The 21,718-nt window shown below is 65.5% G+C and carries 16 protein-coding genes and 1 pseudogene; 12 read left to right on the top strand and 5 right to left on the bottom strand.

The features are described from left to right. Window positions 1–85: 85 nt before the first annotated feature. The 6 genes from ACVWY6_RS05980 (at window position 86) to ACVWY6_RS05955 (ending at window position 7,034) form a co-directional block, all read left to right on the top strand. Entirely contained in the window at window positions 86–1,597 is a 1,512-nt protein-coding gene (locus ACVWY6_RS05980; protein ID WP_457536661.1) for a leucyl aminopeptidase, read from the top strand. 134 nt (window positions 1,598–1,731) lie between these two features. After that, window positions 1,732–3,498, top strand: a complete 1,767-nt coding sequence (gene sucB / locus ACVWY6_RS05975; RefSeq protein WP_457536659.1) for a 2-oxoglutarate dehydrogenase, E2 component, dihydrolipoamide succinyltransferase — start codon at window positions 1,732–1,734, stop codon at window positions 3,496–3,498. A 3-nt stretch (window positions 3,499–3,501) separates the two neighbouring features. Next, window positions 3,502–4,413, top strand: coding sequence for a TIGR01777 family oxidoreductase (locus tag ACVWY6_RS05970; RefSeq protein WP_457536657.1), 912 nt, complete (start codon window positions 3,502–3,504; stop codon window positions 4,411–4,413). A gap of 7 nt (window positions 4,414–4,420) precedes the next feature. Further along, the gene (gene lipB, locus ACVWY6_RS05965) at window positions 4,421–5,158 is read left to right on the top strand and encodes a lipoyl(octanoyl) transferase LipB (protein ID WP_317714327.1); all 738 of its coding nucleotides are present in this window, start codon (window positions 4,421–4,423) and stop codon (window positions 5,156–5,158) included. After that, window positions 5,155–6,207, top strand: coding sequence for a lipoyl synthase (lipA, locus tag ACVWY6_RS05960; protein WP_023953797.1), 1,053 nt, complete (start codon window positions 5,155–5,157; stop codon window positions 6,205–6,207). Before lipB ends, lipA begins: the two co-directional genes overlap by 4 nt. An 86-nt stretch (window positions 6,208–6,293) precedes the next feature. Beyond that, window positions 6,294–7,034: a DUF4191 domain-containing protein gene (locus ACVWY6_RS05955; protein ID WP_317714326.1), complete on the top strand. Its 741-nt coding sequence runs from the start codon at window positions 6,294–6,296 to the stop codon at window positions 7,032–7,034. Window positions 7,035–7,172: 138 nt separating this feature from the next. On the opposite strand, the gene ACVWY6_RS05950 is transcribed toward ACVWY6_RS05955, so the two are convergent. Further along, window positions 7,173–7,640: an RDD family protein gene (locus ACVWY6_RS05950; protein WP_317714325.1), complete on the bottom strand. Its 468-nt coding sequence runs from the start codon at window positions 7,638–7,640 to the stop codon at window positions 7,173–7,175. A 261-nt stretch (window positions 7,641–7,901) separates the two neighbouring features. On the opposite strand from ACVWY6_RS05950, the gene glnA (ACVWY6_RS05945) reads away from it, so the two are divergent. The 3 genes and pseudogenes from glnA (ACVWY6_RS05945) (at window position 7,902) to ACVWY6_RS05935 (ending at window position 10,906) form a co-directional block, all read left to right on the top strand. After that, a complete protein-coding gene (gene glnA / locus ACVWY6_RS05945) occupies window positions 7,902–9,335 on the top strand; it encodes a type I glutamate--ammonia ligase (RefSeq protein WP_023953803.1) in 1,434 nt (477 codons plus the stop codon). 169 nt (window positions 9,336–9,504) lie between these two features. Continuing rightward, window positions 9,505–10,197 (top strand): annotated as a pseudogene (locus tag ACVWY6_RS05940) (NADPH-dependent F420 reductase); the annotation flags it as partial. 118 nt (window positions 10,198–10,315) lie between these two features. Further along, window positions 10,316–10,906, top strand: a complete 591-nt coding sequence (locus ACVWY6_RS05935) for an FKBP-type peptidyl-prolyl cis-trans isomerase (RefSeq protein WP_457536654.1) — start codon at window positions 10,316–10,318, stop codon at window positions 10,904–10,906. 47 nt (window positions 10,907–10,953) lie between these two features. Here the strand turns inward: ACVWY6_RS05935 and ACVWY6_RS05930 are convergent, their stop codons facing one another. From ACVWY6_RS05930 to ACVWY6_RS05915, 4 genes are all read right to left on the bottom strand, one after another. Then, a complete protein-coding gene (locus tag ACVWY6_RS05930) occupies window positions 10,954–11,937 on the bottom strand; it encodes an endonuclease/exonuclease/phosphatase family protein (protein ID WP_457536653.1) in 984 nt (327 codons plus the stop codon). Continuing rightward, the gene (locus tag ACVWY6_RS05925; RefSeq protein WP_084248398.1) at window positions 11,934–14,984 is read right to left on the bottom strand and encodes a bifunctional [glutamine synthetase] adenylyltransferase/[glutamine synthetase]-adenylyl-L-tyrosine phosphorylase; all 3,051 of its coding nucleotides are present in this window, start codon (window positions 14,982–14,984) and stop codon (window positions 11,934–11,936) included. Before ACVWY6_RS05925 ends, ACVWY6_RS05930 begins: the two co-directional genes overlap by 4 nt. 30 nt (window positions 14,985–15,014) lie before the next feature. After that, window positions 15,015–16,358, bottom strand: coding sequence for a type I glutamate--ammonia ligase (gene glnA, locus ACVWY6_RS05920; protein WP_023953813.1), 1,344 nt, complete (start codon window positions 16,356–16,358; stop codon window positions 15,015–15,017). Window positions 16,359–16,443: 85 nt separating this feature from the next. Further along, window positions 16,444–17,967, bottom strand: a complete 1,524-nt coding sequence (locus ACVWY6_RS05915) for an alpha/beta hydrolase (RefSeq protein WP_457536914.1) — start codon at window positions 17,965–17,967, stop codon at window positions 16,444–16,446. A gap of 304 nt (window positions 17,968–18,271) precedes the next feature. Between ACVWY6_RS05915 and panB the strand changes: the two genes are divergently transcribed. The 3 genes from panB (at window position 18,272) to ACVWY6_RS05900 (ending at window position 21,711) form a co-directional block, all read left to right on the top strand. Further along, window positions 18,272–19,141 (top strand): 3-methyl-2-oxobutanoate hydroxymethyltransferase, encoded by an 870-nt coding sequence (gene panB / locus ACVWY6_RS05910; protein ID WP_457536650.1) that lies wholly within the window; start codon window positions 18,272–18,274, stop codon window positions 19,139–19,141. Between the two features lie 63 nt (window positions 19,142–19,204). Then, window positions 19,205–20,191, top strand: coding sequence for a prolyl aminopeptidase (gene pip, locus ACVWY6_RS05905; protein WP_457536648.1), 987 nt, complete (start codon window positions 19,205–19,207; stop codon window positions 20,189–20,191). After that, window positions 20,188–21,711, top strand: a complete 1,524-nt coding sequence (locus tag ACVWY6_RS05900; RefSeq protein WP_457536646.1) for a CYTH and CHAD domain-containing protein — start codon at window positions 20,188–20,190, stop codon at window positions 21,709–21,711. The genes pip and ACVWY6_RS05900 overlap by 4 nt, the downstream gene beginning before the upstream one ends. Window positions 21,712–21,718: the final 7 nt, after the last annotated feature.

The raw sequence follows: 21,718 nt of genomic DNA, 5'->3' as shown, positions 1-21,718 counted from the left end.
GCTATCGCGCCCACGGCGGGCCCGGGAGCGAGGCGAACTAGGATCGACAATCGGGAAGCATGTCGGCTACGAGTGGGAGTGAAACGTGAGCAAGTCAAGCGCGAACCGTCGGCTGGGTCCGGAACTGTCTCTGGTGACCCAGATCGGCAAGGGCGACGACGTTCTGGTCATCGGATTGACGACCGCCGAGGACGACGACACTCCCATATTGGTGATCGGCGATGGACTGCTCGACGATGCGCAAGCAGGCGCAGTGGACTCCGCGCTGTCTGCGGTCGGGGCGACCGGCGCGGCCGGCCAGCTCACCCGGATCCCGGCACCCCCCGGGCTCGGCGTCTCCTCTGTTCTCGCGGTGGGCCTGGGTGCCCCGGCCAAACTCGATGACAGCGAACACGTTCGACGGCAGGCAGGTGTTGCCGCCCGCAGCCTCGACGGGGTGGCCAGTGCTGTCACCACGCTGTCCACGATCGATCTGACCGCCGCCGCCCAGGGCTTCTTCCTCGGCTCCTACCGCTTCGACGAGTTCCGTTCGAAGGAGCCGGAGAAGTCCGGGGTCACCGCGGTCAAGCTCCTGGTGCCCGCCACGGACAAGCAGACCAAAAAAGATCTCGAGCGCGCCGAGGCCATCGCCACCGCCGTCGCGACAGCTCGCGACTTCGTCAACACCCCGCCGAGCCATCTGTACCCCGACGAGTTCGCACAACGCGCCAAGGCCCTCGGCTCCGCCGCCGGCCTCAAGGTGGAGATCCTCGACGAGGCAGCCCTGGCCAAGGACGGCTACGGCGGCATCGTCGGGGTCGGCCAGGGCAGTTCCCGGCCACCGCGCCTGGTGCGACTCACCCACACCGCGGGCCGCAAGGCGAAAACCGTTGCGCTCGTGGGTAAGGGCATCACCTTCGACACCGGTGGCATCTCGATCAAGCCGGCAGCCGGCATGGATCACATGACCTCGGACATGGGCGGAGCTGCGGCGATCGTGGCCACCACCATCCTCGCGGCCAAACTCGACGTCGGCGTCAACGTCATCGCGACCGTCCCGATGGCCGAGAACATGCCGTCCGGCACCGCCCAACGTCCCGGCGACGTCCTCACCCAGTACGGCGGCAAGACCGTCGAGGTGCTCAACACCGATGCCGAGGGCCGGCTCATCCTCGCCGACGCGATCGTGCGCGCGTGCGAGGACAACCCCGACTACCTCATCGACACCGCGACACTCACCGGGGCGCAGATGGTGGCCCTGGGGACACGTACACCCGGTGTGATGGGCACCGAGGAGTTCCGTGACCGTGTCGCGACGATCTCCCGCTCGGTGGGCGAATCAGGTTGGGCGATGCCGTTTCCCGAGGAATTGCGTTCAGATCTCGACTCCCGGGTCGCCGACCTGGCCAACATCACCAATCACCGTTGGGGCGGAATGCTCTCGGCCGGCGTGTTCCTGCGCGAGTTCGTCGCCGACGGAGTCGAGTGGGCCCACATCGACATCGCCGGACCTGCGTTCAACACCGGAGGCCCGTGGGGCTATACCGGTAAGGGCGGTACAGGCGTCCCCGTACGCACCATCTTCGCCGTGCTCGAGGAGATCGCTGCCGAAGGGTAGAGCAAAAGGTAGGGTTTAGACCGGCGGTTCGGCCCACCAGGAAGTACCGCCACAACGCCGCGTCACCAACACCGGTGGCCCGGACTCAGACCGCAGACCGTACACCGGATCTCGAAATCGAGGAGTCGACAACGATGGCCTTCTCCGTCCAAATGCCCGCCCTGGGTGAAAGCGTCACCGAGGGCACAGTCACCAGGTGGCTCAAGCAGGAGGGTGACACGGTCGAGGCCGATGAACCGTTGCTCGAGGTGTCGACCGACAAGGTCGACACCGAGATCCCGGCCCCTGCCTCAGGTGTCCTGACAAAGATCGTCGCCCAAGAGGACGACGTGGTCGAGGTCGGCGGCGAGCTGGCCCAGATCGGCGAAGAAGGCGAATCGGGCGGAAGCTCCGACGACGCAGACTCCGGCGATGCCGGTTCCGACGAGGCGCCCGCCGAGCAAGAGGCGGAACCCGAACCCGAACCAGAGCCTGAATCCGAACCCGAGCCGGCCAAGCCCGCCGCTTCGGGATCGGGATCGAGTGAAGGCACCGACGTCACCATGCCCGAACTGGGTGAGTCCGTGACAGAGGGCACCGTGACGCGCTGGCTGAAAGAGGTCGGCGACTCGGTCGAGGCCGACGAGGCCCTCGTCGAGGTCTCCACCGACAAGGTCGACACGGAGATCCCATCGCCGGCGGCCGGCACCCTGCTCGAGATCGTCGCCCAGGAAGACGACGTGGTCGAGGTCGGCGGGCGTCTGGCGGTCATCGGTTCGGCCGACGCCAAACCGTCCGCACCCGAGCCTGAGCCGGAACCCGAGGCGAAAGCCGAGCCGGAGCCAGAACCCGAGCCAGAGCCAGAGCCGGAACCTGAGCCCGAGCCAGAACCCGAGGCGAAGAAACCCGAGCCCGCCCCGAAGTCCGAGCCCGCCAAGAAGTCGGCCCCTGCGCCCAGCGGTGGCGACAGCGGCTCGAGTCCTTACGTGACGCCGCTGGTCCGCAAACTCGCGGGCGAGAACAACGTCGACCTGAACTCGATCAAGGGCACCGGTGTCGGTGGCCGCATCCGCAAGCAGGATGTGCTCGCCGCCGCCGAGGCCGCAAAGACCCCGCCGGCAGCCGAGAAGTCCGCCGAGCCCGCACCCGCGGCGCATGCGTCTTCGGCTGCGGTCGCACCGCGGCCGGAGCTGGCCCAGCTGGTCGGTACCACGCAGAAGATCAACAGGATTCGCCAGATCACGGCCAAGAAGACTCGCGAGTCCCTGCAGGAGAGCGCTCAGCTCACGCAGGTCTTCGAGGTCGACATGACCAAGATCGTGACGCTACGCAAGGCGGCGAAGGAAGGCTTCAAGTCGAGCGAGGGCGTGAACCTGACGTTCCTGCCTTTCATCGCGAAGGCTGTCGTCGAGGCCCTCAAGGCCCATCCCAACGTCAACGCCTCGATTGATGAGGACGCCAAGGAGATCACCTACTACTCGAAGGTGCATCTCGGTATCGCTGTGGACACCGAGCAGGGTCTGCTCTCGCCGGTGATCCACAACGCCGACGACCTCTCGGTCGCCGGACTGGCGCGGGCGATCGCCGACATCGCGAGCAGGGCGCGGAGCAACAAGCTCAAGCTCGACGACCTGACCGGCGGCACGTTCACCATCACCAACATCGGCAGCCAGGGCGCGTTGTTCGACACCCCGATCCTGGTTCCGCCGCAGGCCGCGATGCTGGGCACCGGCGCGATCGTCAAACGCCCGGTGGTGCTCACCGGAGCAGACGGTTCCGAATCGATCGCGGTGCGGTCGATGTCGTACCTGCCGCTGACCTACGACCACCGATTGATCGACGGTGCCGACGCCGGACGCTTCCTCACCACGGTGAAGCATCGTCTGGAAGAAGCGGCGTTTGAGGCAGATCTCGGCCTCTAACCGATGCGCATCGCCGTTGCGGGATCATCTGGATTGATCGGCACGGCCCTGGTGGACAGTCTCACCGGGGCCGGCCACCAGGTGGTCCGTCTCGTTCGCAGGCCGACGACGGCGCAGAACGAGATCCATTGGCAGCCTGAATCTTTCGGCATAGATCCCAGTTCGCTGCGCGGCACCGATGCCGTGGTCAACCTGTGTGGCCGGGGCATCGGCGACCGGCGCTGGTCCGGGCATGTCAAGCAGCAACTGCGAGACAGCCGGATCATCCCGACACAGGTGCTCGCCGATGCCGTACGGGCCGCACGGATACCGGTACTGGTGAACGCCAGCGCCACCGGCTACTACGGCGACACCGGGTCGACGGCGGTCACCGAGGAGAGCCCGTCCGGGACGGGTTTCCTCGCCGACCTGACCACCGACTGGGAAGCCGCGGCGATGTCGGCATCGGTACCCGGCGAGCACCGCGTCACTCTGCTCAGGATCTCGCCCGTGATGTCGCCGACGGGCGGAATCCTCGGCAAGCTCCGACCTCTGTTCCGGCTGGGTCTGGGAGCCAAACTCGGTGACGGCCGTCAGTATCTCCCCTGGATCAGCCTCGTGGACGCTGTCCGCGCGATCGAGTTCGTGCTGGACCGGTCGCTTGCCGGGCCGGTCAACGTCTGTGGCCCGGCGTCGGTGACGAACAAGGAGTTCACCGAGGCATTCGGTCGCACTCTGGGGCGCCCGGCTCCGTGGACAGTGCCGGGTTTTGCACTCAAGAGGGGTGCCGGTGAGATGGCCGAGGAAATGTTGTTGGGGGGCCAGAACGTTGTACCTGCTGTGCTGACCGGCAACGACTTCGACTATCGGCATCCGACCATCGCCTCGGCGTTGGCGTATGCCACCGGCCGCGAGGGCCGAGGAGCGGCAGGATGAAGAAACGATGACCAGTTCACGACTGTCCCGAGACCCGATCGAGGTTCGCCGACTGGGCCGGGTGGACTACCAGGAGACATTCGACCTGCAGCACCGGCTTGCTTCCGACCGTGCCGACGGGGTGCTGGACCACGACGTACTGCTGTTGCTGGAACACCCGCCCGTCTACACCGCCGGCAGACGAACCGAAGACGCCGACCGGCCGACAGACGGTTCACCCGTCATCGACGTGGACCGCGGCGGGAAGATCACCTGGCACGGCCCTGGCCAGCTCGTCGCCTATCCGATCGTCGCCCTCGCCCAACCGGTTGATGTCGTGGACTACGTGCGCCGGCTGGAAGAGGCGATGATCGCCGTGTGCTCACAGCTAGGCCTTCCGACCTACCGGGTCGACGGGCGGTCGGGCGTCTGGGTGCTAGGAGGCGGAAGTGCGGATCGGAAGATCGGTGCCATCGGCATCAGGGTCGCTCGCGCTGTGGCCCTGCACGGGATCGCCATCAACTGCAATCCGGATCTCGATGCGTTCGGTTCGATCATTCCGTGCGGTATCCCCGACGCCGGGGCAGGTTCTCTGACAGGCGAATTGGGTCGCACGGTCACAGTCGACGAGGTGCTCCCCCTGCTGGAGAAGGCCGTGGTCGACGCGCTCGACGGCACCCTCCCGGTCAGCGACCACCCGGCGCCGACCGAGCCCTCCCCGCAGGTCTTCGCACCTGCCCGCACCGGCGTAGCATCGATCCAGTGACCGTTTCGCAGGACAAACCATCTCAATCCAGCGCCCCCGGATCCGTTGGTCCCAATGGCCGCAAGTTGCTCCGGCTCGAGGCGCGCAACGCCGAGACGCCGATCGAGCGCAAGCCGTCGTGGATTAAGACCCGCGCCACCATGGGCCCGGAGTTCACCGAACTCAAAGCCCTGGTGAAGAGCGAGGGCCTGCACACGGTCTGCGAAGAAGCGGGATGTCCCAACATCTATGAATGCTGGGAAGACCGTGAGGCCACCTTCCTGATCGGCGGCGAACAGTGCACCCGTCGGTGCGACTTCTGCCAGATCGACACCGGTAAGCCCAGCGACCTCGACCGTGACGAGCCCCGCCGGGTGGCGGAGTCGGTCGCCACGATGGGGTTGCGCTACTCCACCGTGACCGGTGTGGCGCGCGACGACCTCCCTGACGGCGGTGCCTGGCTGTACGCCGAGACCGTGCGTTACATCAAGCAGCTCAACCCGAACACCGGCGTCGAGTTGTTGATCCCCGACTTCAACGCCGACCCCGACCAACTCGCCGAGGTGTTCGCCTCACGGCCCGAGGTGCTGGCCCACAACGTCGAGACGGTGCCGCGCATCTTCAAGCGCATCCGCCCCGCGTTCCGCTACCAGCGCAGCCTCGACGTGATCACCGCTGCGCGCGACGCCGGCCTGGTCACCAAGTCCAACCTCATCCTCGGGATGGGCGAGACACCGGACGAGGTCCGCGAGGCCATGGCCGATCTGCACAATGCCGGCTGCGACATCCTGACAATCACGCAGTACCTGCGTCCGTCACCGCGGCATCACCCGGTCGATCGGTGGGTCAAGCCCGAAGAGTTCGTCGAGCACTCCACGTTCGCCGACAACCTGGGGTTCGCCGGTGTGATGGCGGGGCCCCTGGTGCGTTCGTCGTACCGGGCCGGCCGTCTGTATGCCCAGGCGATGGCTCACCACGGCCGGGAGTTGCCCGCCGAGATGGCCCACCTGACCGACGGTGGTAGCGCCACCCAGGAAGCCACGTCACTGCTCGCTCGCCTTGCCCGCTGACCCGGCACTCCGCCGCAACCGGACGTTGACCGTCGGGTTGGGACGGCCTGGTCAACTGATTTGGATGGTTCAGTATCCTGGACCACATGGCTAAGGCACCAAAAGCGACAAAAGAGGCGAAGGCAGCAGCGAAGGCTGCCCGTAAGGAAGCGTCGCGGGCCCGCCGCAAGCAGCTCTGGCAGGCGTTCCAGATGCAGCGCAAAGAAGACAAGCTGCTCCTGCCCTACATGATCGGCGCGGTTGTCCTCCTGGTCGGCCTGGCCGTGCTCATCGGTCTGCTCACCGGATCGCTGGTGTTCGTTCTGCCGCTGGGCATCGTTCTGGGTGTGCTGATCGCTTTCATCATCTTCGGTCGTCGTGTTCAGAAGACGGTGTTCACCAAAGCGGAGGGCCAGGCCGGCGCCGCAGCGTGGGCGCTGGACAACATGCGTGGACAGTGGCGGGTCAAGCAGGCCGTCACAGGCACCGCACATCTCGACGCGATCCATCGGGTCATCGGCAAGCCCGGGGTCATCCTCGTTGCCGAAGGCGCGCCCCATCGCACCAAATCGTTGCTGGCACAGGAAAAGAAGCGGATTTCCCGACTGGTCGGCGATACACCGATCTACGACGTGACCGTCGGCAACGAGGAGGGCCAGGTACCTCTGAAGAGCCTCGAACGCCATCTGAACAAATTGCCGAACAACATCAACAAGGCGCGGATCGACGCCCTGGAATCACGTCTTGCGGCGTTGGGCGGGAAGCAGCCCGGACCGGGAATGCCCAAGGGCCCGATGCCGCAGGGTGCGAAGATGCGCAACGTTCAGCGCGCCGCCCGCCGCCGATAGTTCCCGCGCACGCCGCACTTTCCCCGCACATCGGATTTCTCCGCACAGAACAGCGCCACCCGTTCTGGTCACATCCACCCTGCAATTGGTGGATGGGCCGAAACGGGTGGCGCTGTCGTCGGTGTGTGTGGCGGGAGGCTAGCGCGTACGGACCAACGCGGTACCGGTTGCCCGATCGTGCAGTCCTCGGCCATCGGCATCATTGATCAGAGGCGGAACCAGGAAGACGATGAGGATCTGCCGGCCCAGCGACCGCAGAAGTCCCACCCGCTCGCCCCCGTCCACCCTGGCCACCCGCAAGCCGGTGATGAACTGGCCCGGGGTGAAGCCGAATGCGGTCAAGGTCACGGCTCCGACCACAAACCAGACGAGCAGGACGATCGTCGACAGCGACGACGACTGCAGGTCCTGGACAAACAGCAGCGAGATGCCGCCGCACATCAGCCAATCCACGAGCAGACCCAGGCAGCGGTGCCACGACGACGCCAGCGCCCCGGGACCCGATTCGGGCAGTCCGAGCTGTTCACCGCGGTAGGTGCCGTCGTCGACACCATCGTGCAGAGCCGACTGAGGGCCCGAGAGCCACGATCCGGTGATTCGTCCCATTGCCCAATCATAGATGTGCTGCCGAATCCGTCGGACCGGACGCGACTCGCCCCGACACGCCGTGATCGGTACCGTCGTTGCGTCGCGGACTTCCCTACGTAACACAGGCGAAACACCGAGGTATCTGCCAAGCAACCTGGTGTCAATACGGTCAGCGGTGATGATCCGCCGCTCTAGAGTGGCAAGGACAGTCGTCAGACCCAGGTAGAACCCAAGAATCGGTCTGACTACAACGGGTACGAGTGAAGGAGTCACCCACAGGTGTACAACACAAAAGAAGAACTGCTCGAGGGCATCAAGTCCGAGGGCGTCGAATATGTCGACATCCGGTTCTGCGATCTCCCCGGGGTGATGCAGCACTTCTCCATCCCGGCATCGGCTTTCGATGAGAGCGTCTTCGAGGACGGCCTGGCATTCGACGGATCGTCGGTGCGCGGCTTCCAGTCGATCGACGAGTCGGACATGATGCTCCTCCCCGACCCGGCGACTGCGCGGATCGACCCGTTCCGCAAGGCGAAGACGATGAACGTCACCTTCTTCGTGCACGACCCGTTCACGCGCGAGGCCTACAGCCGCGACCCGCGAAACATCGCCCGCAAGGCCGAGGACTACCTGGCCAGCACCGGCATCGCCGATACCTGCTTCTTCGGCGCCGAGGCCGAGTTCTACATCTTCGACTCGGTGTCCTTCAGCTCCGAGATCAACGGCACCCACTACCAGGTGGAGTCCGAATCAGGCTGGTGGAACACCGTTTCGCAGACCGACCCCGACGGTTCACCCAACCTCGGATACAAGGTCCGCCAGAAGGGCGGATACTTCCCGGTCGCCCCGTACGACCACTACGTCGATCTGCGCGATGAGATCTCGACCAACCTCCAGAAGGCCGGCTTCATCCTCGAGCGCGGACACCACGAGGTGGGCACCGCCGGACAGGCCGAGATCAACTACAAGTTCAACACCCTGCTGCACGCAGCCGACGACGTTCAGCTGTTCAAGTACATCGTGAAGAACACCGCATGGCAGAACGGCAAGACCGTCACCTTCATGCCCAAGCCCCTCTTCGGCGACAACGGATCGGGCATGCACGCCCACCAGTCGCTGTGGAAAGACGGCAAGCCTCTCTTCCACGACGAGGCCGGCTACGCGGGACTGTCGGATCTGGCCCGCCACTACATCGGCGGCATCCTGCACCACGCGCCGTCACTGCTGGCGTTCACCAACCCCACGGTCAACTCCTACAAGCGGCTCGTGCCCGGCTACGAGGCCCCGATCAACCTGGTCTACAGCCAGCGCAACCGCAGCGCCTGCGTGCGTATCCCGATCACAGGCAACAACCCGAAGGCCAAGCGCCTCGAGTTCCGTTGCCCGGACAGCTCGGGCAACCCGTACCTGGCGTTCGCCGCGATGATGATGGCCGGTCTGGACGGCATCAAGAACAAGATCGAGCCGCACGAGCCCGTCGACAAGGACCTCTACGAGCTCCCGCCGGAGGAGGCCAAGGGCATCCCCCAGGCCCCGACGTCGCTCGGCGCGGTCATCGACCGCCTCGAAGAGGATCACGAATACCTCACCGAGGGTGGCGTGTTCACCGAGGACCTGATCGAGACCTGGATCTCGTTCAAGCGTGAGAACGAAATCGAGCCGGTGCAGATCCGTCCGCACCCCTACGAGTTCTCTCTCTACTACGACGTCTGATCCGCCTCCGGCGAAGGACGTCTGATCCGCCTCCGGCGATCAGCGCCTGAGTGCGTCAACCCGGCCGGCCCGGTGAACTGTTCCTCAGTTCACCGGGCCGGTCTGGCGTATCCAGGCCCACACCCTGCCCACGGAATGAACCGACGAGCGCACCGGTTGGCGTGAAGAGGTTCAACAGTCACAACATCGCAGGGAGTCAATCGTGAAGATCGGCATCATCGGAGCAGGTTTTATCGGCGGAACGCTCACGCGTCGCCTCACCCAACTGGGTCATGAGGTCCGGGTCGCCAACTCGCGCGACCCGCAGACGCTCGCCGACCTGGCGTCGGAGACCGGAGCCACCGCGGTGTGGGCATCGGAAGCAGCCGAGGACGCCGATCTCGTGATCGTCAGCATTCCGCAGAAAAACACTCCCGACCTGGCGCCGGGCATCGTGTCGGCGCGCAAACCCGGCGCGCCCATCATCGAGACGAACAACTACTACCCGCAGCAGCGCGACGGCAAGATCGACGCCATCGAAGACGGCACACCCGAAAGCGTCTGGGTTTCACAACTGCTCGGCGAACCGGTCTACAAGGTGTTCAACGGCATCTTCTGGAAGCACCTGCTCAACAAGGGTGTCCCGGCCGGAACACAGGGCCGCATCGCACTCCCGATCGCGGGCCCGGATGACGAGGGCAAGAAAGTCGTCTCCCAGCTCGTCGACGAACTGGGTTTCGATCCGGTCGACGCCGGCAGCCTCGACGAGTCGTGGCGTCAGCAACCGGGCACCCCGGTGTACGGCAAGGACTATGGGATCGACGGCACCATCGAAGCGCTTGCGCAGGCGACGCCGGAACGCACCGCCGAGTGGCGCGCCTGACCCCACGAGCGACGTCCGCCCGCGCCGAGTGATTCGTCGCGGGCGGATGTGTTTGCGTCACAGCACATTCGCCGACCGCAGTGATCGGTCAGCGATCAGCAACTGCTACGTTGCCTGGATGACCTATAAGCGTTTGCTCCCGGCCCTCATCGTGTCCTCGACGCTGATGCTGGCCGCATGCGGCTCCGACGCCGACTCCGCCACCTCTGAATCAACCGCCGCGGGGATCACCACCACCGCAGCACCCGCGGGATGCCCGACCGTGGCCCCGGAGTCCGATGTGGCACCGGAGTGGACGTTGTCAGGAACCACCGGTGAGGTCGCCGTCACCGGCTCCACCGACACCACCGCGCCCGCCGTCGAGGTCACCACACCCTTCTCCGTCGACCAGACGACCGTTCACACGCTGACCGAGGGTGACGGCGCACTCGTGCCCGACACTGCCGAGGTGACGGTCTGCTACATGGGGGTGAACGGCCGCGACGGCACCGTGTTCGACAGCAGCTACGAGCGCGGTTTGCCCGTCGACTTCCCGCTCGACCGCGTCGTTCCAGGCTTCCAGAAGGCCATCGCCGGCCAGAAGGTCGGATCTACCGTGGCTGTCGCGATGACGTCTGCCGATGGTTACGCGAACGGCAATCCCCAGGCCGGTATCGAAGCCGGCGACACGCTGGTTTTCGCCATCAAGATCATCTCCGCCGAGAGCTGATCAGAGGTTAGAAGCGAGGCCGTGGCCGGCTCGGTACCGAAGAGACGTCAGCTCGGTACCAGTGCGACCACCAGTGCGCGATGGTCAGACTTCGTCACCGAGAAGGTGGACAACGATGTCGCGGTGAATCCGCGCGTCACCACGTGGTCGATGCCGATCAGCGGCGGGTAGCTGCGGTCGTCCGGGTAGGTCAACTGCACGCCCTCGCCCGCCTGCTCGGTCGCATCCCGGAATCCGCGCTCCAGTAGCGACCGGTACTGCGCGTGGTCCCATGTCGCGTTGAAGTCTCCGCTGACGATCACCCGATCTCCGGTGACCCCGTGCAGCGTTTCGCGCAGGCGTTTCATCTCGTCCACCCATCGATCCGGGTCGTAGGGGTAAGGCGGGATCGGATGTACGGCGAAGACGGTGGTGCCGGGCGCGCCCGGAAGGTCCACGTCCGCACGCAGATTTCCCAGCGCGAACCCGTTCAGTTCAGCAGTGTTGCGGAGGGGGTAACGGCTGAATATGCCGGTGCCGGTACCACCTTCGCCGGGTACCACGAACTCGTACGGCATCATGCCGCGTAGATCTGTGCCCTCGAGTGCAGCAAGGGACTCGGGCGTGAGCTCCTCGACGGTGAGCAGCGCCGCCCCGGTCGCCCGGACCCGCGACACCACTTCCCCGGCATCGGCCTTGCCGAGCTTGAGGTTCGCCTGCACCACTGTCACCGACCCGCGAGTGGGTGCATCGGCCGCTTTGAACAGCGGCGCCTGGGTCCAGATGCCCACCCCCAACAGGACAACGGCCAGCACTGTGGAGATCCACCGTCGTGTCACGGCGAGGATGAGGATGGCAGGAACGATGGCAAGCAACATCAGCGGTACGGCACTGGCAGCAGCGATCGCCACCTGCCCACGGCCGGGGAAGAAATGCAGCCACACCGCCGCCAGGGCAACCGCGAACAGCGCCCAGCCGATCACCACGGCAAAGAAGTAGAGGACCTTGAACGCGGCTCCCCGGTCTGCCAGACGCTGCGAGCGCCGCCTCACCCGCCGAATACCTTCAGTACCACGGCTTTTGCCCGCCGGGTCACGCGCAGATAGTTGTCCAAGAACTCCCCCGAGTCGTCATCGTGCCATCCGGCCGCAAAAGCAACCGCGCGCAACGTCTTTCCCGGCGCCGGCAACTGGTCCACTGCCTTACCGCGCACCAGCACCAGCGCGTTGCGTGCCTTTGTCGCCGTCAGCCACGCCTCCTTGAGGAGGTGGACGTCATTCTCCCCGAGCAGTTCCGCCGAGCCGATGGCGTCGAGACATTGCAAGGTGGATGTGTTGTGCAGGGCCGGGATCCGGTGCCCGTGCCGCAACTGCAACAGCTGGACCGTCCACTCGACGTCGGCGAGGCCACCTCGTCCCAGTTTCGTGTGCGTTGCCGGGTCGGCCCCGCGCGGGAGACGTTCGGCATCCACCCGGGCTTTGATACGCCGGATCTCACGGACCGCATCCGAGGACACGCCGCCCTCCGGGTATCGGATCTGGTCGGCCATGTGTAGGAAGGCGACTCCGAGGTCCTCATCGCCGGCGACCTGGTGCGCTCGGAGCAACGCCTGGATCTCCCAGGCCTGCGCCCACTGCTGGTAGTACGTCGCGTAGGCGGCGAGGGTGCGAACCACCGGGCCGTTGCGGCCTTCCGGGCGCAGCCCGGTGTCGACCTCGAGCGGAGGGTCGGCACTCGGCGTCCCGAGGAGTTGGCGCACGCGGTCGGCGATCGAGTTGGCCCACCGGACCGCCTCGGACTCGTCCACGCCCTCCACGGGTTCGCAGACGAAGAGCACGTCGGCGTCTGACCCGTAACCCAGTTCACCGCCACCGAGCCTGCCCATGCCGATCACGGCCATCCGGGCGGGAGCGGGTGATTTCCGTTCGGCGACCGAGGCTTTGGTGACCACCGTCAGCGCGGCATTCAGCACACCGGCCCATACCAGCGACAGCGCTCGGCACACCTGCGGGACGTCGAGCATGCCCAGGATGTCGGCCGAAGCAACCCTGGCCAGTTCGGCTCGCCGGTGTGAGCGCGCCACTGCGATGGCCGATTTCAGGTCACGCTGCCGGACGGCCGAGGCGACCATGCCGCCGACCACGTCCTTGGGATCGACCTCGATGAGCTTGGGACCCAAGGCGCCGTCCGCATACAACCGGATCACATCTGGGGACCGCATCAGCAGCTCGGCTGCGTAGGCCGAAGTGCCCAGCACCGTCATCAACCGTTCGGCGACCACACCCTCGTCGCGGATCAGGCGCAGGAACCAGTCGCGATCGGCCGCTGCGTCGCACAGCCTCCGGTAGTTGAGAAGGCCCGCGTCCGGATCTGGTGTGCGACTGAGCCATTCGAGCAACGTCGGCAGAAGCAGTTCCTGGATCTGACCGCGGCGCCCGGTCTCGGAGACCAGCGCTTTCAGATGCCCCAGCGCGTTCTGCGGTTTGCTGTAGCCGAGCGCGCCCAGACGCCGGATCGCCGATTCGTCCGACAGTCTCAACTCGTCCTTGTCGAAACGTGTGACCGCTTCGAGCAAGGGACGGTAGAAGATCTTCTCGTGCAGGCGGCGAACCCGATGCGACTGTCGTCGGATCTCTTCGCGCAGCACGCCCCCCGCATCGAGGTCGCCGGTGGGTCTGATGTGTGCGGCGCGGGCCAGCCACCGCATGGCCTCCACATCGGTGAACTCGGGAAGCGTATGCGTGCGCTTGAGCCGTTGGAGCTGCAGGCAGTGTTCCAGCAAACGCAAGAACTCGTAGGAGGCAATGAGATTGGCGCCGTCGTCGCGGCCGATGTACCCACCGTCCCGCAACACCGTGAGGGCCTCGACGGTTCCCTTGACCCGAAGCGTTTCGTCGACCCGGCCGTGCACCATCTGCAAGAGCTGAACGGCGAACTCGACATCGCGCAGCCCACCGCGACCGAGTTTGATCTCGCGCTCGCGCATGTCCTCGGGCAGCATCGACTCGACGCGGCGGCGCATCGCCTGCACGTCGATGACGAAGTCTTCGCGCTCAGAGGCCTCCCACACCATCGGGCTCAGCGCGTCCACGTACTGGCGGCACAGTTCCATGTCGCCGGTCATCGGCCGCGCCTTGAGCAGGGCCTGGAACTCCCACGTCTTGGCCCAGCGCTTGTAGTAGGTGACGTGCGCATCGAGGGTTCGGGTGAGAGCGCCCGCCTTGCCTTCCGGCCGTAGCGCGGCATCCACCTCGAAGAAGGCAAGCGATCCCACGCGCATCATCTCGCCGGCGATACGGCTGGTCTGCGCATCGGCGGGCTCGCTGACGAAGATGACATCGACGTCGCTGACGTAATTCAGTTCGCGCGCACCGCATTTGCCCATGGCGATCACACCGATGCGACAGGTCAGCGGGTCGTCACCGCAGATCTCGGCAATGGCGACCGCCAAGGCCGCCGTGAGAGCCGCGTCGGCGAGATCGGCCAAGAAGTTGCTCACATCGCTGAACCACAGGACCGGTTCGTCCTCGACGGTGGGCGCGAGGTCGCGGGCGGCCACCTGCAGCAGCAGGTCGCGATAGGCGAGCCGCAGCGCAACCACTGCTTTCGGGCCTGTCTCGCGTGCCCGGAACAGCAGGTTCCCGTTGTCTTCGTGTCCCGACTCGGGTTGTGCGTCAACGGAATCGAGCATCGACTGCAGAACCTCTGCCGGTTCGGGCAGGTCTTTACGAGTCAGCAATCGCCACGCATGGTTTTCGGCGACGAGGTGGTCTCCCAACGCCGTCGACGAACCCAATACGGCGAACAGACGTCCCCGGAAACCGCGGTCGGTGCGTAACAGTCCGTCGATGTCCGCCCATTCCGGGCCGACGGCCGCGTGCAGCCGGACGAGCGCTCTGAGCGCGATGTCCGCACTCGGCGCGCGCGAAAGCGCCCACAACAGATCGACGCTCTCTTCTGCATCCCAGCCGAGCGTCGCCAGATCCGCAGCCGCTGTTGCTTCCAGCAGTCCGAGTCGGCCGACACTGGGCACTCGAGATCGCGAGGCAGGTGGGTTCACAACACACAACGGTACTGGTCGAGCTGTCGGCGGCACCATCAGCCCACACGGGCCGGCGCCGCCGGAGAGTTACAGGGCCAGGTAGTTCTTCAGTTCGAACGGCGTGACGTGGCTGCGGTACTCGGTCCACTCCGCCCACTTGTTGCGCAGGAAGTACTCGAAGACGTGTTCGCCGACGGCCTCGGCGACCAATTCGGACTTCTCCATCTTCGTGAGAGCCTCGGCCAGACTTCCCGGCAACTCGCGATACCCCATGGCCCGTCGCTCTGCCGGGGTCAGCGCGAACACGTCGTCTTCGGCGTGTTCCGGGAGCTCGTAGCCTTCCTTGATTCCCTTGAGCCCTGCAGCCAGCAATACGGCGAAGGTGAGGTACGGGTTGCATGCGGAGTCGGGGCTGCGGACCTCGATCCGGCGTGAGGAGGCCTTGTTGGGCGTGTACAGCGGCAGGCGGATGAGCGCCGAGCGGTTGGCCGCGCCCCAGCTGGCGGCGGTCGGGGCCTCACCACCGTGGATCAGGCGCTTGTAGCTGTTCACCCACTGGTTCGTGATGGCACTGATCTCGTCGGCGTGGTGCAGGATGCCGGCGATGAACTGTTTTCCGGTGTCCGACAGCTGCATCGGGTCGTCGGGATTGTGGAAGGCGTTGGTGTCGCCCTCGAACAGGCTCATGTGGGTGTGCATCGCCGAGCCGGCGTACTCGCTGAACGGCTTGGGCATGAACGTCGCCCAGACGTTCTCACCGATCGCGACCTCTTTGACGACGTAGCGGAACGTCATCACGTTGTCGGCCATGGACAGGGCGTCGGCGTACCGCAGGTCGATCTCCTGCTGTCCGGGTGCACCCTCATGGTGGGAGAACTCCACCGAGATGCCCATCGACTCGAGGGCTTCGATGGCGTGGCGCCTGAAGTTGGGCGCCGAATCATGTACTGCCTGATCGAAATAGCCACCGCTGTCGGCGGGGATCGGAATCGACCCGTCGACACTGGGCGGGTTCTTGAGCAGGAAGAACTCGATCTCGGGGTGCACGTAGCAACTGAATCCTTGATCGGCGGCCTTGTTCAGCTGCCGACGGAGGACGTGGCGCGAATCTGCCCAGGACGGTTCACCGTCGGGCATCACGATGTCGCAGAACATGCGCGCGGAGTGGTGCCGCCCGGTGCTGGTGGTCCAGGGCAGGATCTGGAACGTGGACGGATCGGGCTTGGCGATCGTGTCGGCCTCGGACACCCGTGAAAAGCCCTCGATGGCCGACCCGTCGAACCCGATGCCCTCGGCGAAAGCGCCTTCGAGCTCGGCAGGCGCGATCGCGACCGACTTCAGATATCCGAGAACGTCGGTGAACCAGAGGCGAACAAAACGAATGTCGCGCTCTTCAAGGGTCCGGAGCACGAATTCTTTTTGGCGATCCATGACATCGGAGCCTAGGAGCGCGGTGTTAAATCGATGTTACAAGCGCGCATCAACCAGAATATCCAGCGGATTTCACCCTGGAATCTCAACATTTGAGGTTTTCTTCCGGAAGTGTGAGATCGACGAAGTATGCCGTGATCGCGTCATCCACACAGTCATCGCCCTGCAATGATGCCGTGTGCTGATCGCCCTCGAATGTGATCAGCCGGGCGCGTAGTTGCCGCGCGAGTTCCACACCCGCCTGGTAGGGAGTCGCCGGGTCGTTGGTGGTGGACACGACGACGGTGGTGGGCAGGTCGGGGACATCGAGTTCATGGGGCGTGCTCGTCGGTGGCACCGGCCAGAACGCGCAGGCGTCACGGGCGCCCCGGCCGGTTCCGCGACCGTCGTCGGCAAACGGCGCCACCCTGCGGGATTCCACATCGAGACGATCGATCTGGGCCTGGTCGGTCAGTGGCGGGTCGTCGACACAACGCACCACCGTGAAGGTGTCCAAGGTGTTGGTGTACGCGCCCGAGGAGTCGCGGCCCTCGTACAGGTCCGCCAGCCGCAGCAACGTACTCCCGGTGCCCTCGGTCAGCTGCGCCAAGCCCTCTCGCAGCGGTTCCCAGAGCGTGTCCGAATACAAGGCCTGGCTCACCCCTGTCATCGCGTCGCCGTAGGTGAGTCGACGGTCTTGCGTCGTCGGGGCCGGCGCGTCGATCAGCGGCCGGGTCAACTGCTGGAACCGTGCCGTGGCCTTCGACGGGTCCGGACCGAGTGCACAGTCGGAGTACCGGGCGCAGTCGGCAGAGAACGCATCAAACGCCGATTGGAAACCTTCTCGCTGCGCCACGGCATCCTCGACCGGGTCGGCCGACGGATCCACTGCTCCGTCGTTGACCATGGCCCGGACCTTGGTCGGGAACTGCTCGGCGTACGTCGCACCGATGCGGGTGCCATAGGAATAGCCCAGATAGTTCAACTGGTCGTCGCCGAGTACCGCACGGAGAACGTCCATGTCCTTGACCACGTCGTCGGTACCGACATGCGCGAGGTACTCCGTACCCAGGCGTTCGGCGCACTTCTGGGCGAACGACCGCGCACGGTCCTCGATCCCGGCGATGCCATCGGGCGTCATGTCGACGAGGGTCTCGGCCCGTTCCGCGTCGCGTTCCTCGTCGGTCAGGCAACGGATCTCCGGCGTCGACTTGCCGATGCCCCGCGGGTCGAACCCGATCAGGTCAAAACGTTCGGAGACGTCGAGACCGCCGAGGAAGTCGGCCTGCGCCGCGATGAACTCGACCGCGGAGGCTCCCGGTCCGCCCGGGTTCAGCAGCAGCGAGCCGATCTTGTTGCCGGACGCCCGCAGCCGGAACATCGCGATCTGTGCCACCTGCCCTTCGGGGTCGGCGTAGTCCACCGGGACCGACACGGTCGCGCAGTCGCTGCGGTCGGCCGGATAGCCGTTCAGCTCCTGGTCGGCGAAGTCGGTGCACGGACCCCAGCGGACCTCTTGTCCGTAGAACCGGTCGAGGTCCGGAGTCGGGGCCACACCGGTGGTGAACGTTGCGTCGGTCGGTGTGCCCGACACACCTTCGGTGCATGCGGCCGTCAGCAACAGCGCCATCAGGATCGTGACCACCGCGACGACTCGTCGCGGCCGGGTCGGCCCATGATCGACAGGCCGGGTCGGCCCATGATCCACGAGCCGGGTCGGCCTCTCATCCATGCTCACCGTCATCATCGTGCCACGCGAACGACGCCGCACAGGCCCGCTGCGAAGTCGGTGAGGTTCCGCCGAGATCACGTCCGTGTGACAAGTTCCACTGCCGACACCATTTCTCCTCGCGCCGCGGAGTGCCACACTGGTGGGGTCATCCACCCACCCGGGTACCCGCGGATGCGGGACTCGAGGCACGAAAGAGACAACGATGTCCGAAAATTCGGTTTATGGCGCTGCTCCCTCCGCTCCAATTTCTGGCGAAGCAGCCACTTCCTCCCCCCGCCGCCGCATCACCCGCGTGCATCACCTGGCCCAGATGAAGTCTGAAGGCGAGAAGTGGTCGATGCTCACCGCGTACGACTACTCCAGTGCCCGGATCTTCGACGATGCCCAGATCCCGGTTCTCCTCGTCGGTGATTCCGCGGCAAACGTCGTCTACGGCTACGACACCACCATCCCCGTCAGCATCGACGAACTGCTCCCCCTGGTCCGCGGGGTCGTGAAGGGTGCGCCGCACGCGCTGGTGGTCGCCGATCTCCCCTTCGGCAGCTACGAGGCCGGGCCGCAGCAGGCCCTGGAGTCCTCGATCCGATTCTTCAAAGAGGGCGGCGCCCATGCCGTCAAACTCGAGGGCGGCGAACGCGTCGCCGACCAGATCGCCACCCTGACCGCGGCAGGCATCCCGGTGATGGCGCACATCGGCTTCACTCCTCAGAGCGTCAACGGCCTCGGCGGTTTCCGCGTTCAGGGCCGTGGTGATGCCGGCGACCAGCTGATCGCCGACGCCATCGCCGTCCAGGAGGCCGGCGCATTCGCTGTGGTGATGGAGATGGTCCCTGCCGACCTCGCGGGACAGATCAGCCGCAAACTCACCATCCCCACCGTGGGCATCGGGGCCGGTAACGAAACCGATGCACAGGTACTCGTATGGCAGGACATGGCCGGCTTCATGCACGGCAAGACCGCCCGGTTCGTCAAGCGCTACGCCGACGTCGGCGGCGAATTGCGCCGTGCCGCAGAGCAGTACGCGGACGAGGTGCGTCGCGGACAGTTCCCCGGACCCGAGCACAGCTACTAGGGCTTTCAGCTCGGTCGGCCGCAAATGCGGGCCCGTCCGCGGGCGGACCGGCATAGTGGTCGGATGCGCGATTTCTATCCGGCCATCGAGCCGTACGCCTCCGGACATCTCGATGTCGGTGACGGGCAACAGATCTACTGGGAGCAGAGCGGCAACCCGGGCGGCAAACCCGTGGTGTTCGTCCACGGCGGTCCGGGCGGCGGTACGTCCCCGAATCAGCGACAGTTCTTCCACCCCGACGCCTATCGGATCGTCTTGTTCGACCAACGGGGATGTGGGCAGTCCCGGCCCCACATCGCCGACGGCGCCGACTTGTCCGTCAACACCACCGGCCACCTGATCGCCGACGTGGAGAAGTTGCGCACGGAGTTGGCGATCGACCGGTGGCAGGTGTTCGGCGGTTCCTGGGGGTCGACGTTGGGACTCGCCTACGCACAGCGGCATCCCGAGCGGGTCACAGAGCTGGTCCTCCGTGGGATCTTCCTGCTGCGCCGCAGCGAGATCGACTGGTATTACAACGGCGGCGCCGCCAACATCTACCCGGATCTGTGGGAGTCGTACCTCGAACCGATTCCCGAGTCGGACCGCGACGGCGACCTGGTCGAGGCCTACCACCGGCTGTTGACAGGCGACGATCGCGCCGCGGCGGTGCGGGCCGCAGTGGCGTGGACGACGTGGGAGAAGTCGACCAGCTACCTACTTCCTCAGCGGGCCAACGCAGACGAGGACGGCGACTCCGAACGCTATGCACTCGCTTTCGCCGGCATCGAGAACCACTACTTCACGCACCGAGGTTTCCTCGACGAGGGGCAACTGCTGCGCGACGCGCATCGGATCGCACACATCCCAGGTGTGATCGTCCAGGGTCGATATGACGTGGTGTGCCCGGCACGAAGCGCCTGGGACCTTCACCGTGCATGGCCGGCGGCCGAGTTGCATATGGTGGACGATGCCGGGCATGCCTCGTTCGAAACGGGTATCCGCCACCACCTGATCGAAGCAACCGACCGCTTTGCCGGTCTCGACCAACAGAAGGGAAGAACCCGGTGAGCGCCGACGAGGTTCTGGAAGTCGAACTCAAGTACGACCTGAATGCCGGAGCGTCCGTACCTGATCTGACCACTCTCGACGTGGTGCATTCGGTGTCCGGACCGGTGGTCGAGCACTTGGACGCAACCTATTACGACACCGAAGCTCTCGATCTGGCCAGCAACAAGATCACCTTGCGCCGGCGGGCCGGAGGCCACGACGAGGGATGGCACCTCAAGCGTCCCGCCCCCGCAAACAGCAATGCCCGCCGCGAGCTACACGCCCCGCTGGACTCGGTGACCGACGCCAGCACCGAAACGCAGACGGACCATTTCGCGGCTGTGGTGCCCCACGCCCTGGCCGACCAGGTCGATGTACACGTCCGAGGTCGGCGCCTGATCCCCATCGCGACGATCGCCACCGTCCGGCACATCACCGAACTGCGCGACGAGGACGACAACGTGCTGGCCGTCCTGTGCGACGACAACGTGACCGCCCAGTCACTGCTTCCCGGCGGACACGCCCAGAGCTGGAACGAGTGGGAACTCGAACTGGTCCACGGCAACGAGAAGCTGCTCAAGAAGGCCGACAAATTGTTGCGCGCCAATGGAGCCCGCACCGCGTCCAGTGCATCGAAACTGGCCAGGACGATCGGGCCGACCCCCACGGGCAAGGCCCACTCCATCGGGAAGAAACCCAGCGCTCTCGAGCTCGTCATCTCTGAGCTGGCCGAGCACCGCGACCACCTGATCGCTCAAGATCCCCTCGTCCGCGAGAATGCGCCCGATTCTGTTCACCAGATGCGGGTGGCGACCAGACGAGCGCGTAGCGTGCTGCAGTCGTTCCCGCATGTGCTGTCCGCTGACACGGCCGAACATCTGGGCGGCGAGCTGAAACATCTCGCAGCAGTTCTCGGCGAAGCCCGGGACGCCGAGGTACAACTCGAACGCAACGAACACCTCCTCGAGAACGAAAAGGCATCGGAGTCGATCGTCACCGCATTGATCGACGACCAACGCGAAACGCACCGCATCGCACTCGAACTGGCCATCGACTTCCTGCGCTCGAAGCGGTATTTCGAGCTGCTCGAAGAGCTCGACCGCACCATCGCCGAGCCCGAAGCCGGTGAGGATGCAGAACTCACCGCCGCCGACGCACTCGACCACGCGGTCAAACGCAGCGCCAAGCGTGTCGAGAAGGCTCAGCGCAAACTCGAGGAACTCACCGACGGCACACCTGAATGGGTGGAGCAACTCCACACCATCCGCAAACGCGCAAAGCAGTTGCGGTACAGCGCCGAATCAGGTGAGCAACTGCAGAGCAACAAACACCGCAAGATCGCCAAGGTCGCCAAGGGTGAACAGAGCGTGCTGGGCGATTTCCACGATGCAGAAGTCAGTCGCGAGCACCTCGCATCGCTGGCATCCGCATCCGCCGTCACCCCGGCTGACGCCTTTGTCTACGGACGCCTCGACGCACGTGAGGAGTCCGCGGCCAAGGCTGCGCTCGCCGAGTACGACAAGATCCGCTCGGCTCGGTGATCGCGTG

Source organism: Williamsia sp. R60 (assembly GCF_054063855.1).
This window is presented reverse-complemented; position numbering and strand designations above follow the sequence as displayed.